This is a genomic window from Bacillus sp. AFS023182, assembly GCF_002560575.1.
GTDB classification, from domain to species: Bacteria; Bacillota; Bacilli; order Bacillales; family Bacillaceae_G; genus Bacillus_A; species Bacillus_A arachidis.
The window spans coordinates 1-4,283 of the sequence record NZ_NTRO01000113.1; the positions used below are offsets into that span (position 1 = coordinate 1).

Annotated in this window: 3 protein-coding genes; all 3 read left to right on the forward strand. The window is 31.4% G+C overall.

Annotated features, from left to right (window positions below):
* The first annotated feature begins 379 nt into the window (after positions 1-379).
* On the forward strand, positions 380-808 hold the full coding sequence (locus CN288_RS27015; protein WP_000640391.1) for a GNAT family N-acetyltransferase: 429 nt from the start codon (positions 380-382) through the stop codon (positions 806-808).
* A 426-nt stretch (positions 809-1,234) separates the two neighbouring features.
* Positions 1,235-3,442 carry a bacteriocin-associated integral membrane family protein gene (locus CN288_RS27020; RefSeq protein WP_098303561.1) on the forward strand — a complete coding sequence of 736 codons (2,208 nt, stop codon included), beginning with the start codon at positions 1,235-1,237 and terminating at the stop codon, positions 3,440-3,442.
* 6 nt (positions 3,443-3,448) lie between these two features.
* Complete coding sequence (locus tag CN288_RS27025; protein ID WP_098116936.1) at positions 3,449-4,087, forward strand: ABC transporter ATP-binding protein; 639 nt, start codon at positions 3,449-3,451, stop codon at positions 4,085-4,087.
* The last annotated feature ends 196 nt before the right edge of the window (positions 4,088-4,283 follow it).

Sequence of the window (4,283 nt, forward strand, 5' to 3'; positions counted from 1 at the left end):
CTAGTTTAGATACTAGGGGGGTCACTATACATGCTCATCAACTTAAGAAATTAATTGTTCCCCAAAATAAAAAAATGAACTGAATTTTCATGGACAACTATGAAGAGATAAAAATTTCGTTTTGGGGATACTCTAAAACATTAGGTTGATGGCGATGTGGCGGTACCCCATTGCTATCAAGTTAAAAAAACAAAATACCCCCTAAAATGAAAAAATACTGTAAAGTAATAATAAAGATTTGATATTATAATCAAATTATCTAAATGTTTATTTGGAGGTTTTATTAATGAACATTTTAAGTTCGTGGTTATATAACATGAAAATTATAAAATACTTATTGGGAAGGAGTTGATAATTTAAAACTAAAGGAGAGATATTCATGATATATAGAAAAGCAAATCAGAAAGATTATGATACAATTTTGAATATATGGGAAGAGTCGGTTTTAGCTACTCATCATTTTTTAAGAGATACCGATAGAGAAGAGTTTAAAAAAGAAATACCCTCATATTTCCCACATCTTAATGTCCAGTTATGGTATGAGAAAGAGGATTTAATTGGCTTTTCTGCTATAAATAAACAACACTTAGAAATGTTATTCTTAAAACCTAATAAAATAGGTAAAGGATACGGTAAAGCTATTATTAATTCTTTAATTAAAGACTTTGATATTACAACAGTTGATGTAAATAAAGACAATAAGAGTGCAACTAAATTCTATATTAATAATGGCTTTTTTATAGTAAGTGAAACGGAAACAGATTCTTCTGGACGTCCATACCCTATACTAGAGCTAAAGTTAAAATAAGGTAAAGGTGGAAATCCTCCCTTACCTTTGATTTTTGCACTAAACTGCGCGTTAGTCCAATAAGAATTAAACAACTTTATTGTCACTTAACAAATACGCTATTCTTTTCGTAGAATCATAGGAAAGGATGGCGTATTTTTTCATTTTAGGGGGTATTTTGTTTTGTTAGCTTGATAGCGATGTGGCGAGACCCCATGCCCATCAACCTAAAATTTTATTACACCCCCAGAACGAAATTTTTAGGCTTTCTTGTAACGAAAAAGCTTATTTATCGTTTTGGGGGTGACCTGTTTTCTTAGCTTGATGGCGATGGGGCGGTACGCCATTTTGAAATGAAAAATAATGATTGAAAGTCATATAGACAACATTCACCATAATGTTTCTATTTTTTTGAAAATGTACTAAAATGTGACAGAGGGGGATGTCATGAAAAAAGTTGTTGTGTTTTTTCTTATTGTAGCTTCTATATTGTCAGGATTTATTGCATTTCAACAAACCGATCATAAAGAGTTTGAAAAAATGAATAAGATAGAACAGAAGATAGGGAAAGAGTTCGTTATCCCAGATGTGCTGCTTTTTAGCAATCCTAGTGAAATCTATCCTATATTGCTTGAGGCAGCAAAGGAGTCACATACAAATATTTTTCGTACAAATGTTGTGTATCATGAAGATGAACAGGCAGAAATTTTGAAGTATGTGTTACTAACAACTGAAACGATATATTTTAAACAGTTTCAGTTAAGTGGGGGGAATGTGTTAAAGCCAAAAGACACATTCCAAGGTAATGCTTTTTTATCGACAGTACATACGAAAGATACAAAACAAAAGGGAGTAATAAAAGATTTTGGAGATAATCATGAGATTACAATTAAACCGCTTCAAACGTCGTACGAACATTTACCTATGGCAGGAAGATATGTTGTAGAAGGAGTAGATGATAAATCATACAATGCATTTTTAAAGCTTTTTTCTAAAAAGCTAAATCAGCATTTTAAGCCAAAACAGTATATTGTAGCTGACGATTTCAAACGTAATCTTAGTAATAACGAAGAAACTTTTGATTCACCAATAAGTTATTTATCGTATGTTCAATATATCGTGTTTATCGTACTTTTATGTTTTCTCATTTATTATGTATTTAACGAAGCGAAAAGAATTGGAGTTATAAAAATGCATGGCGTATCGAATGGACGTTTATGGTTTATTGTTCTAGGTAGAACCATTGTTAGTATGTTTATTTTATCGTTATTCATTTCCGTACTTGCAGCTGCTTTCGTAAAAAATGTAACTTCGGGGTTTATATACACCATAGTGCTTGATCAATGCAAAACGTATTTTATCATTACAATAGTGTCTCTCGTTTCATATTTTTATATCTCCAAAATTAAAGTCAATCAAATTATTAAAAATAGAAAAGATACGAAAGGTATATTTGTATTCAATACGCTATTAAAAGTTATCTGTTCCATTTTATTTGTTTTATTAGGAACGCCTATTTTAGAACAATATATTACAGTGAAAGAAAAACAAGAGAATTTAAAAAACTGGGAGAAAAACAAAGATTATGGTGTCTTTAATCCACTATTTACTGGAAATGATGAAGGCCAACAAGGAATGCATAAAACGGATTCAAGTATAAATGGTAATCTGTATCCTATTTTAAATAAAATGGGAGCGGTATTAATTGATTCCAAGGAGTATGAAGAGTTAGAGCTTATTAGAAACAAGGATTATAAAGGAATTCGGTCAGTTAAAGTGAATAATAATTACCTTCGTGAATTTCCGCTATATGACATACATAATCAGCGCGTGCAAGTTACAGAAGATATGGAAAACTGGATTTTATTAGTACCTGAAAAATATCAGAACAGGGAAAAAGAAATTCTTCGTTATTTTGGAGAATGGAGAAAGCCAGCAATAGAATATGAAGAAAAAAGAATGCAAAGAGAGGTCCCAAATCATTTACGCAATCGAAAAATAGATATTATTTGGATAAACAACAATCAGGAAATCTTTGGTTTCAATCCAGATGTATATAAATCTAATCATAATAAGATTAAAGATGAGATTATTGAGGTTATGACAGAGAAAAATAGTCTTGTTGGAGAAAGAGACCTTATATTAGGCGGAGGGGCGAACGATCCTTTAAAGATTAAGTTAATTGACAGAGATGCAGGATTAACTTATAAGGCTTTGGAGCCAGAACTTAAAAGGCTAGGACTAGATGATAATTTAAAATATCTTGTAACAGTTGACCAATATATTTTAAAAGATATATACGATATGCAGCAAACTATAAAAATGTTATTTATGGTTACTAGTGGATTAATTGTCGGCATATTATTTTTGGTTACACAGAATATTATTGTGTATTTCAATAAAAATCAGCAAAAAATAGTGGTCCATCGCTTATTTGGCGTAAGTTTTTTTAGAACGTATAAAGGATACATGTGGTTATTTGTATTGATGTGGGTCGTACAACTATTAATTTGCTTCATCGTAAAAAAAGAGTTTGATATGAAATTGTTTACGGTGGTGGCAATGCTTATTTTAATTGAATTTATCGCGTCTATTATCGCATTAATCACTATGGAGCGAAGAAAAAAAACAACGGTCATTAAAGGAGGTTCATAGAAACAAATGCAGTATATATGTGAACTGATAGATGTTAGTAAAAGTTATGGCAATCATGCGGTTTTAGATGAGTTTAATTTGAAAATTTGTGAAGGGGAAATGGTTGCGATTACAGGGAAAAGTGGATCTGGTAAAACAACGATTCTTAATATTGTGGGAATGCTTGAAAATCCAGATAGTGGAGTCGTTAAATTGTTTGGTGAAGAGAGCCCTAATATGAGTTCTAGTAAAGCAAATAAGCTTCTGAGAACGAAAATGTCGTATCTCTTTCAAAATTACGCACTCATCGACAATGATACTGTAAATAAAAATTTAGAAATCCCCTTGATTTATGCGAAAAAAACAAAAAAGGAAAAGAAAGAATTAAAAACAGTCGCCTTAGAAAAAGTTGGGCTGAGCGTATCATTACAGCAAAAAATACACGAGCTTTCAGGTGGTGAACAACAAAGAGTCGCCATAGCAAGGATACTCCTAAAGCCGTGCGAGTTAATATTGGCCGATGAACCAACAGGCTCTTTAGACGATAACAATAGAAATGAAATTATACAAATTTTAAAAAATCTAAATAAAGAGGGAAAAACAATTGTTATTGTCACCCATGATCCATATGTAGCACAAGTATGCAATAGAGTCATTGAGATATAATTTTTGCGGAAATGAGAATATTAAGGGGAGAGGAAAAGATGCATATACAACAATTCAATCAATACATTGAAGAACTATTTGGAGAACATTTATGGTTCTGTTGCAAAGTTTTCTAAACTAAGCTACACTTTCGAAAAAGAAAACGAGGAGAATCACAGATGGGATATTTTAAAGGGAAACAGTTCAAGAAGGATAT

Excerpts from the sequence above, each read along its gene's own strand:
- CN288_RS27015 (WP_000640391.1), top strand. The coding sequence starts at position 380 with ATGATATATAGAAAAGCAAATCAGAAAGATTATGATACAATTTTGAAT.
- CN288_RS27020 (WP_098303561.1), top strand. The coding sequence starts at position 1,235 with ATGAAAAAAGTTGTTGTGTTTTTTCTTATTGTAGCTTCTATATTGTCA.
- CN288_RS27025 (WP_098116936.1), top strand. The coding sequence starts at position 3,449 with ATGCAGTATATATGTGAACTGATAGATGTTAGTAAAAGTTATGGCAAT.